This is a genomic window from Pandoraea sp. B-6 (assembly GCF_000282835.1).
GTDB classification, from domain to species: Bacteria; Pseudomonadota; Gammaproteobacteria; order Burkholderiales; family Burkholderiaceae; genus Pandoraea; species Pandoraea cepalis.
Genome location: NZ_KB290545.1, coordinates 6,564 through 26,773 on the forward strand (window position 1 = coordinate 6,564; position 20,210 = coordinate 26,773).

A 20,210-nucleotide genomic window follows, 5' to 3' on the forward strand; every position below is an offset into this window, starting at 1 on the left:
AAACTGGATGGTGCCGCCATGCTGTCGGGGTCTGGTGTGCCAGTTATCGGCCTGACACTCCGATTCGACCGGTTGGATAACTTCTGGTTCACGCTTATGCACGAGTGTGCCCACATATGGAAGCACCTTAGTCGGCCGGGGGACGTGATTCTAGATCGTCTGGTAGATGCCGAAAGCACGGAAGGCATTGAGAAAGAGGCAAATCGCATTGCGAGAGATGTCCTTATCTCGCGGGCGCACTGGCGTAGTGCCTCTGTTCGCCAAATGCCGACGAAGGTTGGAATTGTCAGCTTCGCACGAGAGCAAGGGGTACATCCGGCTATCGTTGCTGGCCGGTTGCAGCGAGAAACTGAGAACTACGCAATTTTCAAGGATATGATTGGCCAGGGCGCCGTTAAGCCGCTGTTCATGAACCGTTAAGCGTCTCGGCTTGGTGTCGTTGATTGGAGTCAAGTATGAATCAAGGATTCGTGTATAGCCCGATCATCAAGGGGAAACTTAACGACATCAAGGCTATGGCTTACGTTGAGCGTAGCCTTGCAAGCCAGACTAAGCCGCTGTACGAGTTGCCTCCGTTTCTGCCTACGAAAAAGCCGGAAGAGGAATTAACTCGATTTGTTAAGCGTTTGGCGAAGATGTCTGGCCCTCGGCAATGCTACGTGGACTTCCCGATGTTGAAGCCCGGCACGCGGGTTGAGACGGGAGAGTCTGCTCTTATGGTGGGCTTCACTTTGCTCAAAAACGCTGGCGTTAATTTCGAACCGGTATATGGTTTTGATCGAGACGAAGCGGAGCTGTCCACCATTGTTCAATGGGCTCAGCAGCAAGGAGGATTGCTGCTTAGGTTAGATCGAGATGACTTGGATTTTCCCGATGAAACCATAGAGCAAATCTTCGATTTGCGCGCTATGGGTTTGGATCTTCGGATGCTCGACTTGTTGGTAGATCACCGATACCTCGGGACGGAGGCGGATGCTCTTGCTGCTGCTGCGAACACTTGCGACTTCGTGGATGCACTATCGCGCTTTGTCAGTGCACGAGCCATCATAGTTTCCGGCTCAAGTTCTCCGAAGACTGTTGCTGAGATCGAGCGGAATTCTCACGGTGAGGTAACGAGGCAGGAGCTAACGTTGTGGGCTAACGTGGCGACGCAGCAACTACCTGCAAACTTGGTCTTCGGGGATTATGGTGTGATTCACCCTGATTTTAGCGATCTGACGCCGAGTACCCACATCAACGGGAAAATCCGCTATTCGCATGGTGCGAAGCTGCACATTCATCGCGGACATAGCCTCCGCCAAGGTGAGAAGTACGAGCAGTACCGGAGGCTCGCTGCGGCAGTGGTTGGAAGCAGTTACTATCAAGATCGCACGTTCAGTTACGGCGATCGATACATCTACGAGTGTGCCACTGGTCACGCCGGTACAGGCAACCCCGGGACGTGGGTTCTGGTTGATCAGAACCATCATATTTCCTACACCGTGAAGCAAGCCGTGAGGTTGAGAGCATTGGCAACTCAAGGCGCATCTGTCGAAGAGTTGCTTGAGCAGAGCTAAAAGCGGTCCTATTTCCCGGTGCGACAGCAGCTTCTTGTTATTGGCGCTGGCATGAAAACGGGCATCGCTGTGAACCCCGCATGAACAGTGGTTCTTCGTGGACTCGGGAGAAATCCCGACGTGAGAACGCGCGTGAATAGTGGTTTCAATTAACGCGCTGAGACTTGGGAAGCTAGAGTGTTACCATTATACGACGCCCGCGAAGATCGCTATTTTACGCGGGGGATTGGGGTTCTTGGCAATCAGCGTGTTTCGTAAGTGCGTACGATTCTGGTGTGAGAGTCTTGGGATCGATTCCCATCGCTGGCGCTTTGGACCGACCAGCCTTTCGTAGACATCTTCGAGCAATGGTTTATGGCAACCGATGAGGTCAGCATTAGTGTAATGACCCAGCGAAACCTGCACAGCTTAAGCGGCTAATGCAAATGCCTCAGCCGGGGGGGGGGCATCCCAAGCGCCTGATGTGAGCGTCGGAGATTGGAGAAGCGTATTGACGTCCCCTCAAAAAAACGTAGCGGCGAGAATTGCATTTTTCCGTCCATCGCGTCCGCCATTGGAACGTCAACACGCGCGTCGACGGATTCGTTCACGGTCTTGCGAGATATCCTTGGGACAGGATGGGGAATGTATCCACACGACAAGTCGCGCGGATACACCGGCCCCCAATTGCTGGCCGCCGCTGCTCTGAGATCAAACAGTGGTCCCGAACACGGCCCCCACGCCCGCTGTCACTGCCATCGCAAAGGTGCCCCAGAAAGCCACGCGCAGCGCACTTTTGAAGAGAGGAGTTCCGCCAACGGCAGCAGCGGCAGCGCCGAGCAGGGCCAGGAAGATAATCGCCGTCGCCACGATCCAATAGAGCAGGCTCTGCTCCGGCGCCAGCAAAACCACGGCTAGCGGCATGGCCGCGCCCACGGCGAAGCTCCCAGCAGACGCCATTGCGGCTTGCAGCGGGCGCACGCTCAACGTTTCCGAGATGCCCAGTTCATCGCGCGCATGCGCGCCCAGCGCATCGTGCGCCATCAACTGCGTGGCGACTTGATCCGCGAGCTGCTGATCCAGGCCACGCCGCACGTAGATGGCCGTCAGTTCCCGATGCTCTGCCTCCGGGCTGTGCCTCAGTTCCTCACGCTCCCGCATCAAATCCGCCGTTTCTGTGTCGGCCTGTGAATAGACCGATACGAACTCGCCGGCAGCCATGGACATGGCGCCTGCCACCAATCCCGCCACGGCCGTGGTCAGGATGCTGGCGTGGCTTGCATGGGCCGCGGCCACACCGGCGACCAGACTGGCCGTGGAAATGATGCCGTCATTGGCCCCAAGGACGGCGGCGCGCAGCCAGCCGATATGTTCAGTGCGGTGTCTTTCAGGATGGGCACGATGGTGAAACTTTGTCATTGAAGATTCCGATCCATGTGAAGTAGCTTTGGGCAATCCGTTCAGGCGCGACGCCTCGGGAATCCTACGAACCCGTGTGCTGTCGCGCATGACGTCGTCGGCAATGCCAGCGCCCCTGAGCCCATAAATACGTAATGTCGCCGCACCAGACTTGATTCGACGCCACCACATTGAACTCGCAATTTAATACGTTCGGAATGTCGATGCGCTCCAGCGTAGCGCGCATGTATGCGTGGTTGCCAGGTTGCTTTCATCATGGCCAGCAGATATCTACTGCGCGGCGTGATGCCTCGGCGTTCCTGGTGCAGTTGTTGAACCCGGCGGCGCAGAACCGACTCCGCGCCGCCGACCGACCGGCTGGCATTGACGTGACTATAGTGCTGGTCGAGGACTAGAGACGCAGCACTGTGCTTGAACTCAGGGGGAAACGTACGACGTTGCTTGCTTATCAGACACCTCTCCATGGCGAGTATTCTCGCCTAAATGGGTGTCCGGAGGCGATTAGACCGCTACAATCGACCACCACGACCCGCCAGCGATTTAGCGCAGTTCCGGCATTTTCAGCAGGGTGTCCTGTAGCTTGAGCATCGCGTCTGCGGCAGCTCGACGACCGGAGAGCGAAAAGTCGCTCTTGAATTCGCTGAAGTCTGCATGGCCGGTGCCGGTCACGGTCCGCGTGGCGAAAATCGTGCCATCCAGGTTGCGAATTTCGCACTTCAGATTCACCGTGAAATCCGTTGCGGGCCACGTGACCAAGCTTGCCGACGAGGAATCCGTCGTTATCGTCGGCACAATGACGTAGGCGAGCGCGCTTTCCTTCGTCGAGGCAGCGACATCGACAGACTTCAGGCGTGTCACGTTCGTGAATACGTTCGAAAGCACCTTGTAGAAGGCGGTTTCGGCATCAGCGTACGGCTTGTAGCGGACCTTGTCGCCACCACCGCCGGGGGTCGTCACGATCAGTGCACGTGACTGATCGGTGATCACGTAGCCGACGTGCTTTTCAATGCGCGTGGCGCCTTCCGGTGCATCGATCGCCGCAATGTCGGGACTCATGCTGACCTGATGAGCGCAACCCGACGCCAGTGTCACGGCAAATACGACGCCCAACCATTTGAAAAATTTCATCTTTCATCTTCCCCAGTAGCTTGGCTTGTTTATTGGAGTGCTTTCAGAAACGCATCATCATCGAGCAATGACGTGAGCAGCTTCTGCACAAGCTTGGGGTAGGCCTCGGTGGCTCGCGGAATGGCAATGGCCGCAACGAAGTTCGACGACCACTCCGTCTCCACCGACTTTACCTGGTCGTAGCGCGTTTGATCGCCACGCGTCACGACAAAGCGTGCTTGGATGGTGCCCTTGCCTGTGGCGAGGCCGGCGTCGATGTCGTTCTCCAGCAAGGTGCCGGTAATGCGAACAGGCGAATCGGGTGAGAGCTTGCCCGCCAACGACAGCTCCTGCTTGATCGCTTCGGCGAGATACTGACTATAGGAGTCGCCATAAGGCGACGACATCGTCATCGCTCTCAGTGAAATACCGGTTTCGGTCTTCAAGCCGGGCGCCGGCGTGAATTTCCCGACTGCGGCCTTGTAGTCGCCGCCGATCTTCAGCTTGTCGACGTTATCCAATGACGCGCTGTAGTTCGGTGCAGTAGTGGAACATGCGCACAACATTGCGGTGAAGATCACCGCAACGGCAACTCCGATCTTCTTGAACATGAATCTCCCCGAAATACTGACGAACGCCCGAATACCTTGATGTGGCATCGTGGCGAGTTTTTAATTTATTTGTAATGCGAACAAATAATATTGGCTTGAATAATGTGGTGTCAATGGCATTTCACATGAAAACAGATCGATATGCGAACGATGCAACAAGCGACAATAGCGTGTGCTGTCAACCTGTGCCTGATGGATAGCACCTGGGGCGATCGAGACGCTTGAGGGGGGGCTTGGCATTAGACTCGTGCAACGCCAGGCCCGCCGTAGGCGATGCCGAGCGAGTGCCCCGTTTGCGTGCGAGGTGCAAACTGTCGAACTGGCATACTTAAGCAAAGTTGAGCTACGTCCCCCGTTTCCACGCTCTGGAATTCAACCGAGCCACGCCCCATCCTCCGATTGGGCCTGAGTCGCATCCGTCTTGAGAGAGAAAGTCATGAAAGCAGCCATTGGACAATTCGCCGTTGCCGCAGATGCGTCTATCAACGCGCAGACCTGCCTGCAATGGATGGCCAAGGCACGCGCCGCCGGTGCAGACCTGCTGGTACTCCCCGAGGGCGTGCTGGCGCGCGACATCGCCGACCCTGACCTGGTGCGCCGCGCCGCGCAACCGTTGGACGGCGAGTTCGTGACCGCCTTGCGCGAAGCAAGTCGAGGCAACAACCTCACGACGATGATGACGGTGCACGTGCCCGCGACCGCCGACGGCAAGGTGTGGAATGTCCTGATCGCACTGCGCGACGGCGAAATCATCGCCGAGTACAAGAAGATCCACCTTTACGATGCGTTTTCGGTGAAGGAGTCGACGAACGTGGTCCCCGGTAACGAGGTACCGCCGCTGGTCGACGTCTGCGGCCTCAAGGTTGGCCTGATGACGTGTTACGACGTGCGCTTCCCCGAGCTGGCGCGACGCCTCACGCTCGATGGCGCCGACGTGTTGGTGTTGCCGGCCGCGTGGGTGAGGGGGCCGCTCAAGGAGGCGCATTGGGAAACCCTGTGCACCGCGCGTGCGCTGGAGAACACGTGTTACCTGGTGGCGTCGGGGGAATGCGGGCCCCGCAATATCGGCGCAAGCATGGTCGTTGACCCGTTGGGCGTGATTGTCGCGCGCGCGGCGGAAGCGCCCGCATTCCTGCTTGTCGACCTCGATCCGGCCCGCATCGCCGAGGCGCGCCGCGTGCTGCCTTGCAACGAGAATCGTCGTTTCGCGGCGCCGCAACTTTAGGGCGTGTCGCGCCGGCTCAGCGCATGGCATGAACGGCTGACGTGCCGGGCAAGCCGAGTGACGATGTCGGCCATGTCGGACGAAGCCGCCATTACATCAACCGATTGCGCGCTTCGAGCAGCAACTGCGCCGCCAACTTGCCCAGCACCGTACTTGGCGCGTGTGTATCGGGCACGCTCGGCACGCACGCCATCCATTCGGTCAACGCTTCGGCCGGCATCGGGCGCGCAATCGCATACCCTTGGGCGATATCGGCGCCGAGAATCACGACCGCCTCGAGCATGCCCTCGTCTTCGATGCCCTCCACCACGACGGCCTTGTTCAACGAGTGTCCCAACTGGATCAGCTGATAGGTGAAGCGCAGGGTCTCCAGGGGATCCCGACCGACAGCGCTCACGATGTCCCGGTCGATCTTGACCAGGTCGAACGGCACTTCGCGCAGGCGCGTCAGACTGCTATAGCCCGAACCCAGATCGTCCTCTGCCAACTGGATTCCCAAGGCTTTGAATTTCGCCAGTTCCTGCGATACGTCCACGCCGAGCGGGAAGGCATCGGTTTCCAGCACTTCCAGCGTCAACTGGTTTGGCGCGGCACCGCTCTTTTTGAGCGCCCGCTCCGTGACTTTGAAATAGCGGATGTCGCCAAGTGCACTCGATGGCAAGTTCACGGAGACGCTCAGCGGGAAACCCGCCCGCAGCCAGAGGCGGCGTTGCGACAGTGCTTGCTCGAGCCCGCGCTTGTACAGCGTCAGGAAGTCCTCGGACGACAGTGCCGGGAAGAATTCGCCAGGTGCCAGAAGGCGATCGCCATCCTGCAAGCGGGCCAATGCCTCCACCTTGGTCACTTGCCCCGTTTTGAGATCGAGCAGCGGTTGATAGTGGATCTTCAGCGCGTCAGTCCCGAGAAGCTTGGACCAACGCTGCCGAACGGTATAAGGCACGGTGCGGGTATGGCCGGCCAGGCGCTCGGTGCCGGCAATGGCGAAGCCCAGAATCGTCTGCAACAGGGAAACGAAGGCAATCTGATCGGCGCCGGTCAGTGCGCCGGGCAAGGGGCTGTACAGGTTCAGGATGGCGGCCGTGGGTTCGCCCGGCTGGTGCAGGGGAACCGCAATGCAGGAATGAAAACCGACCGGCAAGGCCGCGGCCCGCCACGGCACCATCTTCGGATCGTTCGCAATATTGAGCGAGCGCACCACATGGCCGCTGCGCCAGGCACGCCCCGTGGGCCCCTGACTGCCGGACGAATTGCCCACCGTGATGGGCGCCGTTTTTTCGATCCCGGCGAGATAGCGCTCGATGGTGCCGCCAGCCGCCAATTCGAAGCGAAACACCCCCTGACGATCCGGCCGGCCCACCGCACAGCCGGCGATCTCGTCGTGTTCACCCAGAATCTGGACCACCTGGCTAATCAGGTCGGTATAACTTTCCGTTCTCCACGCCAGCAACGTGACGCGCTGCAATACTGCATGACGGGAGATCTGCAGGCGCTGATAGGCCTCGGCCTGCCAGGCGAGATCCTGGTTCATGCGCCGGCTCAGCAGACATAGCGCCTCGCCATGCGCCGCTGTATCGATGTATTTGACGATGGCTTCGCCAAGGACCCCTCGCGCGCGAACCAGATCTTCCCAGTTGAGCCCGACAATGGCATGCGTACGCCCGGCCCTGATGGCTTGCGCACGATGATCGGCAGCCGTCAGCGAAGGCGCCGAAAGCGCGCATAGTCGCTTCGTTTGGCGCGATTTGGCGTACCGCATTTCCGCTGGCGTCAGGTGATTCAGAATACGCTGGGACGCCGGCAGGCATGCAAGTCCATCGTGGAACTGGCTGACGATCGCTGCGGCGTGGCGTTGCACCTCAGCGAAGAGCGCCGCGAGTTGTGGCGTCCCGGCCATGCCGTACATCTCTCGTCCCTCGCTCACGGACGCAGGATCCTGAAGCGGGTGCCAGAACTTTTCGACGTTCGCTGAAACACCGGGAGATTGCATCTCGTCGTCTTGCGTGACCATGAACGTCGGCGGATCTGTGGTTTGCCTTGAAGGAATTAACGACCGGCAGTTGGAAATCCGCAGGCCGCGTCCAGCGACGAGCATACTGCACGGCCGGCCGCCATGCTACCGTGGTTTCACCTGACGATCCCAGCGGGGATCGTCGACAAATAGATAGCGCACGGAGATGGATTGGCGAGAGCGCATCGGGCATGGAGCGCTGATGGCCGCGGAGAGAGGGTGCCGACAAAGGGTGCCGACAGAGCGCGCAGACACCTCGGCACGCCGGCACGCTGACGTGCGGCAAGTCCTGGAGGCCGGCCGCGGCGATGAGCGGCCGCATTGTCGCGGTAAGGCGCTAACGCGTTACCGCGTTTCGATCAGCACCAGGCGGGGACGTAGGCGGACCGGCAGTACGATCTGCCATACGGCGTCAATTCGAGACGCTCGCCCACTCGGCAGACCAGTTCACGCGCCAGCAGCGCGTTAATGATGGCATCCGACGGGGGGTCGTCATTGCGAATGACGCGATAAATGGCAGCGACTATGGCCTGCTTCGACAGCGTGAGCATTCGTGCTCCTGACATGGATGAGATAACTGCGAGCCGCGTTGACCGACGCACATTTCGCGTCGGGCCTGAGATACCCGCACATGGCTCACGAACAAGATCGGTCGCGTAGCGATGGGCTATTGAGTTGGGTTGGTTTGTCGATGCCTGCAACGCTTTTGGACCGTGCACCCCATCAAACGACGTAGGTCGGTTCTCGCGAAGTGATCGAATTCGCTTCGACCGACCGATTGGATCTCGCAAGGATCGAGGAGATTGACGCGGTGTGGACAAGCGTCAGACTTGAGATTCTCTTTGTCACTTATACGCGTGTTCCGCGCATCGCGCAATGCCTTGTGCCGCCGAACGCCCGCCGACTGTGGCATCCGACGACACGCCCCCTTTCAGCCGATATGCGCGGCAAACCCCGTCTGTCCGGTGGCGACGTTGTCCTTGAGCGTGAGCGCCGGAATGTCGTATGCGCCGTGGTTCTGCTGCCGATAGGGAATCGGCGCCGTCGTGGCGAGTGTATCGAGACGCTCGCCCAGCTCGCGCTGAATCTGTGCAAAGCGCTCGGCGTCGATGCGTCCCGTCCGGAAGGCGACGTAGGGCGGCAACACGTCGAACCCCGGGTAGAACAACATGCCGTGCTGAATCGGGAACAGCACATCGTCAATGGGACCGTTGATGCCGCGATCGCTGTAGTGCGAGTCCCAGCCGCCGGTCGTCACCACGAGCATTGCGCGCTTGCCCGCCATCGACCCTTCGCCGTAGCGGTCGCCCCAATGCGTATTCGAGTGCTCGCCAACGCCATACGCGAAGCCGTAGGCATACACGCGATCAAACCATCCCTTCATGATCGCGGGCATCGAGAACCACCACAGCGGGAATTGCAGGATCACCGTGTCCGCCCAGCGCAGCTTCGCCTGCTCGCGGGCGATGTCGGCGCGCTGCGTGCCGCTCGCGAACGCATGCTTCGAGTCGAGCGACGCATGGAACGGCTCGCTCGCATTGCGTTGCGGCGCGTCGTCCTCGTCGATGGTGCTCTTCCACTGCATTGCATACAGATCCGAGACTTGCACGTGGTGCCCGGCCGCTTCGAGTCGCTGCACAGCAAAGTCGCGTAATGCGCCGTTGAGCGAGCGCGGTTGCGGGTGGGCATAAACGATCAATACATTCATTTTTCAAACTCCGTTGCGATTGGGTTCATTCGACTCAGGGAACACAGGCAGGTTAGGCGCACGCAAGGTATATTGGAAATGAATTCCTGATATGCCAGGTATAACCATGAATAATTTGAGACGAATCGATTTGAATCTGCTGGTCACGCTCGATGTCCTGCTTACCGAACAAAACGTGACGCGTGCCGCCGAGCGGCTGTATATGTCTCAGCCGGCGGTCAGTGTGCATCTTGCGAAGTTGCGCGATTTGCTCGGCGATCCACTTTTGCTGCCGGGGCCGCGCGGCATGCGCCCCACCGCGCGCGCAGAGGCGCTGCGCGGGCCGTTGCGCGATGCGCTTGAATCGCTGTCACGTGCCGTCTCACCCGCTGCGGCTTTCGATCCGGCCAACGCCGACTTGACCTGGCGTATCGCCGCCACCGATTACACGGAGTCGACCCTGGTACTGCCGGTGCTTCAGCGCCTGCGAGCGGCGGCGCCACGCACGCGGCTGGCGGTGTTCGATCTGTCGCCGTCGCGCGTTGCCCGGCAGGCGGAGCAGGGTATCGTCGATATCGCGTTTCACACAACGGATGGCGCACCACAGGGCTTGCGTCGCAAGGCCCTGTTCGCGGAGCGCTATGTTCTGGTGGGACGGCGTGGGCATCCGAAGCTCAAACGACGGCCCACGCTCAAGCAGTTTTGCGAGCTGGAGCACGTCATTGTGTCGCAGGACGGAGGCGGCTTTCATGCGAGCACTGACGATGCTCTCGCGGGGCTAGGGGCATCGCGGCGCGTCGTCCTGTCCGTGCCGCATTTTCTCTTCCTGCGATCCGCGCTCGCCAGCACGGATCTGGTGGCGATGGCCCCCGAACGCCTCGTTCGCGACGATCCGGCGTTGCAGGTGACGACGCCGCCCGTCGACCTGCGGGGCTTCGAGATCTCGATGTACTGGCACGAGCGTGTGCATCGCGATCCGTCGCATCAATGGCTGCGGGAATGCATCGCTAGCGTTGTGTGACCTTCAGCTCGGGCGAACGAGCGTGCGGCGCTCGTAGTCGCGCGATCCCATCTCGGCCAGTCGGCTGATCGTGCGCGACAGATCGCGCCAGTCGCGCAGCGCATCGACCGCGGGAATGAGCGGCATGTCGGACGCGATCAGCAACGTGCGTTGGCGGTCATAACAAATGTCGATCAGCCACAGGAATCGTTGCAGGGTGTCGGGGCGCTGGAGCCGTTCGACGTGCAGATCGCCCACGATCAAGGAGGGCCAGCGCTCGGCGAGCGCGAGGTAATCCAGATGCGAGCGATGTGCGACGCAAAGGTGGTCGAAATTGGCCCACAGCACGCGCGCGCCTGCGCTTTGTGCCGGCAGTGCACGGCCGGCGATCGTCACCGTCGACGGATTTGACGCGGGTCGCCCCTCCAATTCGGCATAACGCAGCGGCAAGAGCTCGCGGGCGTCGTCGGGGGGCGCGATCCAGCGTGGTAGCTGTGCCGCTTCGCCGCCCATGCGGTAGTCGGTGGCGCCGTCGAAATGCACGACCGCGAAGCGTTGCAGAATCACGGCGATGGTCGGTTCGAAACGCTCGTGAAACTCGGGGTCCGGCAGCAACTGCTGCGGCGCATAGTTCGACGTCAGCACCAGCCGCACACCCCGCGCCAGCGCGATGTCGAGAAATCGCTCGATCAGGAAAGCATCGGCAATGTCGTGGACGTGAAATTCGTCGAAACACAGTAACGCAACGCCGTGGAGCCAGCGATTCGCCACCGCCGCGAGTCGGTCGTCGCATGCCGGCTCGCGCACGAGTTGCCGATGGATGTCGCGCAGGAATTCGTGAAAGTGCACGCGCCGCTTCTCGCACTCGGCGACGGCGAAGGCGGCGTCCACGACGAGGCTCTTGCCGCGCCCGGGGAGTCCGTAGCAGTAAACGCCGTCGAAGGGCGGCTTGGCACGCCCCAGCAGCGCCGTGAGGGCGGCAAGGGCGTCGCGTTGACGAAGGTCGGGACGGACGTGGCGCTCAGCCAGCGCCCGCGTCACGCGCGCAATGTCGATCATGTAAAGCAGACTCCGGATAGCAGCAGCCGGCGTACCCGGCCGGCCAATGGGGGCCACTATACCGACGCTGCGCGGTTCCGGCTAATTTGGACTGCGGTGCGAAATCCGCGCATTTCGGCGTCGCCCTATCGCCCGCTCACCTCGTCGCCGCGATGGCATTGCGCAAAGACGCGGCGGATGCGCTAACGTATGGGCTCTGCGTAGGTCCGCATCCCTCAAGAGGACGTCAGGCATGTCTCACCCCTTCGATCCGGAACGCTATTTTCAGCGCATCGGTTACACCGGCCCGCGTGAAGCAACGCTCGATGTTCTGCGCGCCATCCACTCGCTCCATCCGCTGGCCATTCCGTTCGAGAATCTCGATCCGATTCGTGGCCAGCCGGTCGACGTCGAGCTGCCGTCGGTCGTTGCCAAGTTGCTCGATGGCGGACGCGGCGGCTACTGCTTCGAGCAGAACGCGCTGTTCGCCAACGCGCTGACCCATCTCGGGTTTGTCGTCACCCCGTTGATCGGACGCGTCGTGTGGGGGCGCTCGTTTGATGGGGAAGCGCCACTCACGCACATGCTGCTGCGCGTCGATCTCGACGGCGAGGCCTGGCTGGCCGATGTGGGTTTCGGCTCCGTCACGCTCACCGCGCCGCTGCGCCTGCATTCGGCGCAACCCCAGTCGACCCTGCTGGAAACGTTCCGACTGGAGACGGTTCGCACGGAGGACGGCGGGCCACCCAGCGAGTACCGCCTGAGCGTGCGCTCCGCCGACAAGTGGTTGCCTGTTTATCGCTTCGCGCCGAAACCCGCCGAGTGGATCGACTACAAGCTGGGCAATTGGTACACGTCGAGCGCGCCCGATTCCATCTTCCGAAATCAGCTCATCGTCTGCCGTGTGCTGCCGCTCGGACGCATTTCGCTACTCAACACAACGCTGACGGAGCGCTCGGCGCAAGGCGACGTCGTGGCGGAAACCGACATTGCGTCGGCGGCGCAACTCGCGCAAGTGCTGCGGGAACGCTTCGGCCTGAAGCTCGACGGCATCGACATCGATGCTTTGTACGACCAGGTGCGCGCCTGTGCCGCCAAGGCTGCTGGCTGAACGTTGTGGGCGCCATGCACTTGCCCGGCGTGTCAAACGACAAGGCCGCCTCCCGAGGGAGGCGGCCTGCGTGTCGTTGTCCTGTCGTCGTCAGCGGCAGGCTACGCGTCAGTGTGCCGACGTCGTGCCGGGCCACAGTCGCACAGCGAGCGCGGCGAGGGCCGCCAGCGTGGCGAGCGACGCGACGCCCGTCCAGCCCCAGTGCGCCAATGCCTGAGCACCGAGTGCCGCGCCGATCGACATGCCGATGAAGACGCCGACGAAAAGCACGGCATTCAGACGGCTGCGGGCGGCGGGTTCGATGCCGTACACGATGGTTTGATGCGAGACCAGCGCGACCTGCACGCCCAGGTCGAAGCCGATGGCGGCCAGACCGATCAGCCACAGTTGGGCATGGGCGCCGAGCATGGGCGCGAACAGCATCGCGGCGAATGACACGGCCACCAGGCTCGCCCCAAGACGGGTGACGATCTGCGGCCCCTTGCGATCCGCGATGCGACCGGCCAGCGGTGCGCCGAGTGCCCCGGCCGCGCCTGCCAGACCGAATGCCCCCGCCGCCGCCGCGCCCAGATGGAACGGGGCGTCGTGCAGCATGACGGCGAGCGTCGACCAGAAGGCGCTGAAGCCGACCGACAGCAGGCCCTGCGCCAATGCCGCCCGGCGCAGCGCCGGATGACGACGCCACAGGCCGGCCACCGAACCGAGCAATTGACGATAGGTCATCTGCGTCGTCGGATGGAACGACGGCAGGGCGCGCCACGCCACCACGCCGAAACCGGCCACGCTGATGGCGGCGACGACATACATCGCCCGCCAACCGAAGTTCTGGGCCACGAAGCCGGACACGACGCGGGAGAGCAGAATGCCCAACAACAGTCCGGTCATCACGGTGCCGACGACTCGGCCCCGGATCGATTCGGGCGCGATCGCGGCTGCGGCGGGGACGATGTCCTGTGCCATCGTCGCGGTCAGCCCGATGGCCAGACTCGCGGCGAGCAGCGTGCCAATGCCCGGCGCAAAGGCGGCCAGCAGCAGCGCGAGCGTGAGAATCGCGCCCTTGACGAGCACGATACGACGCCGGTCGATAATGTCGCCGAGCGGCACCAGCAGCAGAATGCCCAGCGCGTAGCCGAGCTGGGTGAGCGTCGGCACCCAGCCTACGGTCGTGTTGGCGGCGTGGATGTCGTCGGTCATGATGCCGAGCATCGGCTGGGCGTAGTACAGCGAGGCGACCGTCAGGCCGGTGCCCGTCGCGAGCAGCAGGATCAGCCGGGCAGACAACTCGGGCTGCGGCCGTGCGGTGGCTTGACTCGCGCCGGCGGCGTTGGAAATCTGAGCAGAACTCATAAGGTGAGGCTCCAATAGCAAGGTACGGGGCGTAGTGTCGCGCTTGGTGCAGTGCGGTGGTAGGCCTATAATCCGTACAACCTTTATACGTGCTGCGTATGACAGAGCCCCCTCATCCCCCTGCCTTTGGTACCGATGCGCCCGCCGGCCGAGGCGGCGGCGCCGACCGCGTCGAGCTGATGCAGACGTTCGTGCGCATCGTTGAGGCTGGCAGTCTGTCGGCCGCCGCAGCGCTGCTCGGCACCACGCAGCCGACTGTCAGCCGGCGTTTGCAGATGCTCGAACGCTCGCTGGGACTTCGCTTGCTGCAACGCTCGACGCATCGCATGAAGCTCACCGAGGACGGTGAGCGTTGCTTCGTCCGGGCGAAGGAACTGGTGACGAGCTGGGAGGCGTTCGAAGCCGATCTGCGCGGCACCGGCGACGACCCGGAGGGCACCTTGCGCGTGCTCGTGCCCCACGCGTTCGGTCAGGAAATGATGATCGGCCCGCTCGCGGACTTTCTAGAGCGCTATGCCGGGATGAAGGTGCATTGGTTCTTGCAGGACCGCGAGCCCGATTTCATTGCGGAAGGCATCGACTGCGCGATTCACGTGGGCGAACTGCGCGACCCGTCGAATGTGGCGATTTCATTGACCGACGTGCCGCGCATCGTCGTGGCGTCGCCCGACCTGCTGCGCGGACGTGCGTTGCCTTCGCACCCCTCGGACCTGGCCTCGTTGCCGTGGCTCTCGCTCACCACGTTCTACCGCAACGACATCACGCTCACGCACGAGCAAACGCACGAGACGGCCCGCGTCACATTCGATCCGCGCATGAGCACGGACAACCTCTACGCATTGCGCAGTGCCGCATTACGCGGGTTGGGTGTGGCAGTCTGTTCGGCGTGGTTGATGGCCGAGGACGTGGCGCAGGGGCGCCTGATCCAGCTCATGCCGCCATGGCGCTCGACGGCCTTGCCGATGTACCTCCTCTACCCGTACGCAAAGTACTATCCTGCCCGGCTGCGCCGTTTCATCGAAGCGATGCGCGCGGCCATTCCCGCCGTGATCGACGCCGAGCAACGCAAGATTCGCTGATCGCGATCAGACCAGCCGCAGTTGTCCCGATTGGCCTTGCAACAGGGCGTCATTGCGCTGGGCGGCGTCGCGTAAATAATCCCACAGCACCGTAATGCGCTTGAGCGAGCGCAGTTCCTCGTGGCAATAGATCCAGAAACTGCGCGTGACGACCACGTCGTCGACGAGCAGAGGTACCAGCCGGGCGTCCTGCGCGGCCATGAAGCACGGGAGGATTGCCAGCGCCTCGCCCTGCAATGCCGCCTGATACTGGGCGATGACGCTCGTGCTGCGCAGCACGACATTGCCCCCGGGCACGATGTCCTCCAGATAACGCAACTCGTTGCTGAACGTCAGTTCGTCGACATAGCTGATGAACCGGCGTCCGGACAGATCCGCGAACGTCGCGACGTCGCCGTATTGCGCGAGATAACCGGGCGTTGCATACAACTGCAGACGGTAGTCGCACAGCTTGCTGCACACATACGGCCCGCGCTGGGGGCGTTCGATGGTGATCGCCAGATCGGCCTCGCGTTTCGACAGGCTCACGAAGCGCGGCACGGGCAGCACGTCGAAGGCGATGGCCGGGTATTCGCGCTGAAAGCGTGAGAGGACCGGCGTGACGAAGTACGTGCCGAACGCTTCCGTCGAGCCGATACGAACGTGGCCCGAGAGCGTTTGCCCGAGCCCCGCCACCTGCTCGCACGCCGATTGCAGCGTGGTCTCCATTTGCTCCGCGTAGACGAGGAGCTGCTGCCCCTCGGGCGTCAGGGCAAAGCCCGCGTTGCGCGATTTGTCGAACAACAGCGTGCCGAGCGAGTGCTCCAGCGCGCGCACCCGTCGCGAAACCGTCGTGTGATCGACCCCCAGGCGTTGCGCCGCCGCACTCACGCGCTGTGTGCGCGCGACCTCCAGGAAGTAGCGCAAGTCGTCCCAGTCGGGACGCGGCTCCGCCCCCGAAGCGCCAGCGATGCCCGACGGTCGTGCCGCGGCGGTGCGAACCATTACGCTCTCTCCTATGTGTATTTGTGCACAAAGTAGATGCATATATTCGCTATGTAAAGCAAATTCGCACAAATACAATTCATGAGCGCCGCGCATAGACGGCGACGACGAACGCATACAAGACCTGAAGGAGACAAAGCGATGAAGATCAAGCCGTGGTTGCTCGCGCTGGGATTCGGCGCGAGCTTGGGGTTGATGTCGATGGCCGGGATGGCGCAGTTGCCGGACCGCCCGGTGAAGGTGGGCGTGCTCACCGACATGTCGGGACCGTATTCGGCGATGGGCGGTGCCGGCTCGGTCGCGGCCGCGCAAATGGCGATCGACGATTGTCTGGCGGCCGAGTGCAAGGGCATGAAGATTGCGCTGGTGTCGGCCGACAACCAGAACAAGGCCGACGTCGCCGCCAACAAGGCCCGGGAATGGTTTGATCGCGACAATGTCGATGCGATTGCCGATCTCACGAACTCGGCGGCCGCCCTGGCGGTGCAGAAGATCGCCATGGACAAGCAACGCGTGACGTTGTTCTCGGGGCCGGCGACCACGCGACTGACGAACGAAGACTGTTCGCCCACGGGCTTTCACTGGATGTTCGACACCTACTCGCAGTCGGCGGCAACCGCGCGCGCAGTGGTCGGTGACGGTGGCAAATCGTGGTACTTCATCACCGTCGACTATGCCTTCGGACACTCCCTGGAGAAAGACGCCGCCGACATCGTGAAGACACTCGGCGGCACGGTCCTGGGACAGTCGCGACATCCGCTCAATGCGTCCGACTATGCGTCGTTCCTGTTGCAGGCGCAAAGCTCGAAGGCACAGGTCGTGGCGCTCGCCAACGGCGGGCAGGACACCGTCAACGCGCTCAAGCAGGCACGCGAATTCGGCATTGTGCAACGCGGGCAGAAGTTGGCGGCGCTGCTGGTCTTCCTGTCGGATGTTCATGCGCTCGGCCTGAACACGGCGCAGGGCTTGATGTTTACCGATGGCTTTTACTGGGATCAGGACGATGCCTCGCGTGTCTGGTCGGCCCGCTTCCAGAAAAAGTACAAGGATCTGAAGCCGACGATGGTGCAGGCGGGCGTGTATTCGAGCGTGTTGCATTACCTGCGCGCGGTGGCGGCGTCTCAGAGCGTGGATGCCAAGGTGGTCGCGCAGAAGATGCGGGAAATGCCGATTCGCGATCCGATCATGCACAACGCCTCGATTCGTCCGGACGGGCGCGTGATCCACGACATGTACCTGTTCCGCGTAAAGTCGCCGGCCGAGTCGAAAGGCCCGTGGGACTACTACACCAAGGTCGCCACGGTGCCCGCGACGGAAGCCTTCCAGCCGTTGTCGAAATCGACATGCTCGCTCGTGAAGACGAGCACGGCGGCAAAGTGAGCGACGCTTGATTGTCATGGGATCGTCGCGGCGCAGGCCTCGCTGCGATTGCCTATCTTGTAATTGCCGGCGGCGCTGCGTGGTCATTCACCGTAGCCCGCCTTCCACCGAACCCTGAAGTCATTCGCAGTCTTTTCGCCCCCGAATCCTCGCATTCGTTTCCATCAGGAGAGCATGTCATGTCCCTACCCACCATTCCGCTGCTGATCGACGGCAAGCGCGTCGAGTCGAAGTCCTCGCAGTGGCGCGACGTTGTGAACCCGGCCACGCAGGAAGTCGTCGCACGCGTGCCGTTTGCCACGACGGAGGAACTCGATGCCGCCGTGGCGTCGGCCAAGGCGGCCTACAAGGGCTGGCGCAATACGTCGCAAGCCAACCGCATGCGCGTGATGTTGCGCTTCCAGCAGTTGCTGCGCGAGCACACCGGCGAACTCGCCGAGTTGATCACGCGTGAGCACGGCAAGACGCTGCCCGACGCCGAAGGCGAAGTCGGGCGCGGCCTCGAAGTCGTCGAACACGCATGCTCGATTGCCTCGCTGCAGTTGGGCGAGTACGCGCAGAACGCCGCGGGCGGCGTTGACGTCTACACGCTGATCGAGCCGCTGGGGGTGTGCGCCGGGATCACGGCGTTCAACTTCCCGGTGATGCTGCCGTGCTTCATGTTCCCGCTGGCGGTGGCCACCGGCAACACGTTCGTGCTCAAGCCGTCGGAGCAGGATCCGAGCGCGTCGCTGCGCCTGGCTGAACTCGCGCTCGAAGCCGGCCTGCCGCCGGGCGTGCTCAATGTCGTGCATGGCGGGCCGGACATCGCCAACGGCATTTGCGATCACCCGGACATCAAGGCCGTGTCGTTCATCGGTTCGACGCATGTTGGCACGCATATCTATCGTCGCGCCTCGGAGGCGGGCAAGCGTTGCCAGGCGATGATGGGCGCGAAGAACCACTGCGTGATCCTGCCCGACGCGGATCGCGAGCAGGCCATCAACCACCTGCTGGGCGCGGCGTTCGGTGCGGCGGGGCAGCGTTGCATGGCCACGTCCGTGGCGGTGCTCGTGGGCGAAGCGCGCGCGTGGGTGCCTGAGCTGGTGGCGCGTGCGCGCGCACTCAAGGTGGGTCCGGGCTCGGACCGCACGGCGGATCTCGGCCCCGTGGTGTCGAAGCAGGCGCGTGCGCGCGTCGAGAAGCTCATCGGCGCCGGCGTGGAGGAGGGCGCGAAACTGCTGCTCGACGGCCGCGGCCACACCGTCAAGGAAGCGCCCGATGGCAACTTCGTCGGTCCGACGATTTTCGACGATGTCACGGCCGACATGTCGATCTACCGCGACGAGATTTTCGGACCGGTGCTGTGCATGACGGGTGTCGATACGCTCGATGAAGCGATCGCCTTCGTCAACGCCAATCCCAACGGCAACGGCGTGGCGCTGTTCACTCAGGATGGCGGAGCGGCACGCCAGTTCCAGAACGAGATCGACGTTGGGCAGGTCGGGATCAACCTGCCGATTCCGGTGCCGGTCGCCTGGTTCAGCTTCACCGGTTCGCGTGCGTCGAAGCTGGGCGATCTGGGGCCGAACGGCAAACAGGCGATTCTGTTCTGGACACAGACCAAGACCGTGACGGCACGCTGGCAAGCGCGCGGCACGGGCCCGGCGGGCGTGAACACGACGATCACGTTGAAGTAACGCGCACGACGCTTTCGGAGATTCGGAGACAGACGATGGCTACGGAAACGCAACAAAAGGGCTGGCGTGTCGCCTTCATCGGGCTCGGCAACATGGGCGGACCGATGGCGGCGAATCTGGTGAAGGCTGGGCATGCGGTGCGCGGCTTCGATTTGTCGGACGCGGCGCTCGCGCGACTCACGGCGGCCGGTGGCACGGCGGCCACTTCGATTGCCGACGCCGTGCGCAACGCTCAGGTGGTCATCACGATGCTGCCCGCCGGCGAACATGTGCTCGCGGCGTACGATGGCCCGGACGGTGTGCTCGCGCACGCCGCGCCGGACGCGGTGCTGATCGACAGCAGCACGGTGCCGCCGGAAATTCCACGCCAGTTGGCGACGCTCGCGCGTCCGGGCACACCGTTGCTCGACGCGCCGGTCTCCGGCGGCACGGCGGGGGCGGCCGCGGGCACGCTCACGTTCATGGTGGGCGGCGATGCGGCGCTCGTCGAGCGCATGCGGCCGCTGCTCGGCAACATGGGACGGGCGATTCATCACGGCGGGGCGCTTGGCGCGGGGGAGACGCTCAAGCTGTGCAACAACATGCTGCTGGGTATTCTGATGGCGGGCACGAGCGAGGCGCTGCGTCTGGGGATCGCCAACGGACTCGACCCGAAGGTGCTCTCGGCCGTCATGCAGCAAAGCTCCGGGCGCAACTGGACGCTGGAGGTCTACAACCCGTGTCCAGGCGTGATGGAGAATGCGGCGTCGTCGCGCGGCTACACCGGCGGTTTTGCCACCGATCTGATGGCGAAAGACTTGCGTCTCGCCCACGGGGCGGCGGTGGCCGGCGACGTGGCGACCCCGCTCGGCGATCTGGCGCGGCGCATCTTCGAGGTGCATCGGGCCAACGGGCACGGCGCGCTCGACTTCTCGAGCATTTTCCAGGACCCGGTCACGCTGGCGCAGGCATTGGCCGTGAAGTAACGGTTGTCCGGCAAGGCCATTGAAACGCCCGTCGG

At 62.5% G+C, this 20,210-nt stretch carries 18 protein-coding genes and 1 pseudogene; 9 read left to right on the forward strand and 10 right to left on the reverse strand.

Going from position 1 to position 20,210, the window contains the following annotated elements; all coding sequences use genetic code 11:
• A partial coding sequence (locus A985_RS27165) for an ImmA/IrrE family metallo-endopeptidase (protein WP_198288714.1) occupies positions 1-420 on the forward strand: 420 nt, incomplete at its 5' end.
• A gap of 35 nt (positions 421-455) precedes the next feature.
• Positions 456-1,556, forward strand: a complete 1,101-nt coding sequence (locus A985_RS26125; protein ID WP_017234813.1) for a beta family protein — start codon at positions 456-458, stop codon at positions 1,554-1,556.
• A 690-nt stretch (positions 1,557-2,246) separates the two neighbouring features.
• Here the strand turns inward: A985_RS26125 and A985_RS0118255 are convergent.
• From A985_RS0118255 to A985_RS0118270, 4 genes and pseudogenes are all read right to left on the reverse strand, one after another.
• Positions 2,247-2,954: a VIT family protein gene (locus A985_RS0118255; protein ID WP_017234814.1), complete on the reverse strand. Its 708-nt coding sequence runs from the start codon at positions 2,952-2,954 to the stop codon at positions 2,247-2,249.
• Positions 2,955-3,057: 103 nt separating this feature from the next.
• A pseudogene (locus A985_RS28290) lies at positions 3,058-3,403 on the reverse strand (transposase); the annotation flags it as partial.
• A gap of 91 nt (positions 3,404-3,494) precedes the next feature.
• Complete coding sequence (locus A985_RS0118265) at positions 3,495-4,082, reverse strand: hypothetical protein (protein WP_017234816.1); 588 nt, start codon at positions 4,080-4,082, stop codon at positions 3,495-3,497.
• Between the two features lie 29 nt (positions 4,083-4,111).
• Positions 4,112-4,672, reverse strand: coding sequence for a hypothetical protein (locus A985_RS0118270; protein ID WP_017234817.1), 561 nt, complete (start codon positions 4,670-4,672; stop codon positions 4,112-4,114).
• A gap of 436 nt (positions 4,673-5,108) precedes the next feature.
• On the opposite strand from A985_RS0118270, the gene A985_RS0118275 reads away from it, so the two are divergent.
• Positions 5,109-5,897 carry a deaminated glutathione amidase gene (locus A985_RS0118275; protein WP_017234818.1) on the forward strand — a complete coding sequence of 263 codons (789 nt, stop codon included), beginning with the start codon at positions 5,109-5,111 and terminating at the stop codon, positions 5,895-5,897.
• A gap of 91 nt (positions 5,898-5,988) precedes the next feature.
• Here A985_RS0118275 and A985_RS26130 read toward each other — a convergent pair whose 3' ends face one another.
• The 3 genes from A985_RS26130 to A985_RS0118290 form a co-directional block, all read right to left on the reverse strand.
• The gene (locus A985_RS26130) at positions 5,989-7,818 is read right to left on the reverse strand and encodes an EAL domain-containing protein (RefSeq protein WP_232424671.1); all 1,830 of its coding nucleotides are present in this window, start codon (positions 7,816-7,818) and stop codon (positions 5,989-5,991) included.
• Between the two features lie 446 nt (positions 7,819-8,264).
• Positions 8,265-8,456: a hypothetical protein gene (locus tag A985_RS0118285; protein WP_017234820.1), complete on the reverse strand. Its 192-nt coding sequence runs from the start codon at positions 8,454-8,456 to the stop codon at positions 8,265-8,267.
• A 380-nt stretch (positions 8,457-8,836) separates the two neighbouring features.
• Positions 8,837-9,613, reverse strand: a complete 777-nt coding sequence (locus tag A985_RS0118290; protein ID WP_017234821.1) for an NAD(P)H-dependent oxidoreductase — start codon at positions 9,611-9,613, stop codon at positions 8,837-8,839.
• 106 nt (positions 9,614-9,719) lie between these two features.
• On the opposite strand from A985_RS0118290, the gene A985_RS0118295 reads away from it, so the two are divergent.
• Positions 9,720-10,613 carry a LysR family transcriptional regulator gene (locus A985_RS0118295; protein ID WP_017234822.1) on the forward strand — a complete coding sequence of 298 codons (894 nt, stop codon included), beginning with the start codon at positions 9,720-9,722 and terminating at the stop codon, positions 10,611-10,613.
• 3 nt (positions 10,614-10,616) lie between these two features.
• Here A985_RS0118295 and zapE read toward each other — a convergent pair whose 3' ends face one another.
• Positions 10,617-11,651, reverse strand: a complete 1,035-nt coding sequence (zapE, locus tag A985_RS0118300) for a cell division protein ZapE (protein ID WP_017234823.1) — start codon at positions 11,649-11,651, stop codon at positions 10,617-10,619.
• Positions 11,652-11,883: 232 nt separating this feature from the next.
• Here zapE and A985_RS0118305 point away from each other — a divergent pair, with 232 nt between their 5' ends.
• Complete coding sequence (locus A985_RS0118305) at positions 11,884-12,741, forward strand: arylamine N-acetyltransferase (RefSeq protein ID WP_017234824.1); 858 nt, start codon at positions 11,884-11,886, stop codon at positions 12,739-12,741.
• Between the two features lie 108 nt (positions 12,742-12,849).
• Here the strand turns inward: A985_RS0118305 and A985_RS0118310 are convergent, their stop codons facing one another.
• Complete coding sequence (locus A985_RS0118310) at positions 12,850-14,088, reverse strand: MFS transporter (RefSeq protein ID WP_017234825.1); 1,239 nt, start codon at positions 14,086-14,088, stop codon at positions 12,850-12,852.
• 98 nt (positions 14,089-14,186) lie between these two features.
• Here A985_RS0118310 and A985_RS26135 point away from each other — a divergent pair, with 98 nt between their 5' ends.
• Positions 14,187-15,167: a LysR substrate-binding domain-containing protein gene (locus A985_RS26135; RefSeq protein ID WP_083902361.1), complete on the forward strand. Its 981-nt coding sequence runs from the start codon at positions 14,187-14,189 to the stop codon at positions 15,165-15,167.
• 6 nt (positions 15,168-15,173) lie between these two features.
• On the opposite strand, the gene A985_RS0118320 is transcribed toward A985_RS26135, so the two are convergent.
• Positions 15,174-16,151 carry a LysR family transcriptional regulator gene (locus A985_RS0118320; protein WP_017234827.1) on the reverse strand — a complete coding sequence of 326 codons (978 nt, stop codon included), beginning with the start codon at positions 16,149-16,151 and terminating at the stop codon, positions 15,174-15,176.
• 141 nt (positions 16,152-16,292) lie between these two features.
• Here A985_RS0118320 and A985_RS0118325 point away from each other — a divergent pair, with 141 nt between their 5' ends.
• The 3 genes from A985_RS0118325 (at position 16,293) to mmsB (ending at position 20,175) form a co-directional block, all read left to right on the forward strand.
• The gene (locus A985_RS0118325; RefSeq protein WP_017234828.1) at positions 16,293-17,531 is read left to right on the forward strand and encodes an ABC transporter substrate-binding protein; all 1,239 of its coding nucleotides are present in this window, start codon (positions 16,293-16,295) and stop codon (positions 17,529-17,531) included.
• Positions 17,532-17,710: 179 nt separating this feature from the next.
• Positions 17,711-19,210, forward strand: coding sequence for a CoA-acylating methylmalonate-semialdehyde dehydrogenase (locus A985_RS0118330; RefSeq protein ID WP_017234829.1), 1,500 nt, complete (start codon positions 17,711-17,713; stop codon positions 19,208-19,210).
• A gap of 35 nt (positions 19,211-19,245) precedes the next feature.
• On the forward strand, positions 19,246-20,175 hold the full coding sequence (gene mmsB, locus A985_RS0118335; RefSeq protein ID WP_017234830.1) for a 3-hydroxyisobutyrate dehydrogenase: 930 nt from the start codon (positions 19,246-19,248) through the stop codon (positions 20,173-20,175).
• Positions 20,176-20,210 lie beyond the last annotated feature (35 nt).